At 67.6% G+C, this 1011-nt stretch carries 1 protein-coding gene and 1 pseudogene; both read right to left on the minus strand.

The genetic code is table 11. The features are described from left to right. Window positions 1-80: 80 nt before the first annotated feature. Window positions 81-785, minus strand: a complete 705-nt coding sequence (locus tag OP18_RS50640; protein WP_156090388.1) for a glycoside hydrolase 5 family protein — start codon at window positions 783-785, stop codon at window positions 81-83. Between the two features lie 105 nt (window positions 786-890). Beyond that, window positions 891-1011: pseudogene (locus OP18_RS62430) on the minus strand (IS630 family transposase); the annotation flags it as partial.

Below are 1011 nucleotides of genomic sequence, written 5' to 3' on the forward strand. Positions count from 1 at the left end.
CACTGCCCGCTGTCGCAACTCAGCAGGGTACGGGGAAGGGCGTGACATGACTCGATCCTCCACAAGAGGTCGGGCCGGTATCAAATCCGGGGCGGTTCATCCTTGTACTTGACGCCGCTGTAGTGGTTGGTGCGGTTGAGTGCGTGGGAGACGTAGTTCTTGTGGCTGGTGAAGCAGCCGGGGCACTTGAACTTGTTGAAGAACTGGCCGCGGCAGGGCTGGCCGCCGGACAGGCCCTCCCACTGCAGGCGCCGGTCGATGCCGCCGTACGCCTCCCAGTAGTTGTCGAAGACCGGGATGAGGCGGATGTTGTTGCGCCGGGCCGATTCGATGACGTAGTCGAGCAGGGCGAACTGCTGCTCGTGGTAGACGCCCTTGGCGGTCTCGAAGCCGTGCCAGTTCTCCATGCTGAACATCCACAGGCGCAGCACGGTCACCTTGTCGGCGGCGAGGTTCGCCAGGTGCGCGTCGATCTTCGCCTTGTCCATGTACTGGGTCTCGGTGTCGCCGGAGCCGGCGCCGTAGGTGAACACGTCGTAGGTGTTGGTCCCGGCGAAGTAGAAGGGCTTGCCGCCGAGGCAGAAGCGGATGCCGCAGCGCTGCACGAAGGCGGTGGCGGCGGTGGCCTGGTTGGCGCCGGTCAGCACGACGAGGGCGCCGACGGCGGCCATGAGCATGGCGGCCAGGCCGGCGAGCCAGCGGCGGCGGCGTCCGCTGTACGGCGGGGCGGCGCCCACAACGGAAGCGGTGGCGGCGGGATCTGGGCGGGCGGGTGTGTGGCTCATCGGGTTCCTTTGAGGCCGATCGGGCGGACACCACCCGGCGACGCACCGGCGCCGCCCCCGAGGCAACGGGAGCGGCGCCTGGTCGACGTACGGCTAAGCGCCTGATCAATAGTTCTGTCCGTAACCGTCGGGCAGCCAGGGTGAGGTCCAGGGCGCTGCGGTGGTGAGGTTCTGGTCGTGGGTTCTGTTGCGGAAGAACGCGTGTGCTTGGCGGACCCGGTCGGTG

The sequence above is a fragment of the Dactylosporangium aurantiacum genome (assembly GCF_000716715.1).
GTDB classification, from domain to species: Bacteria; Actinomycetota; Actinomycetes; order Mycobacteriales; family Micromonosporaceae; genus Dactylosporangium; species Dactylosporangium aurantiacum.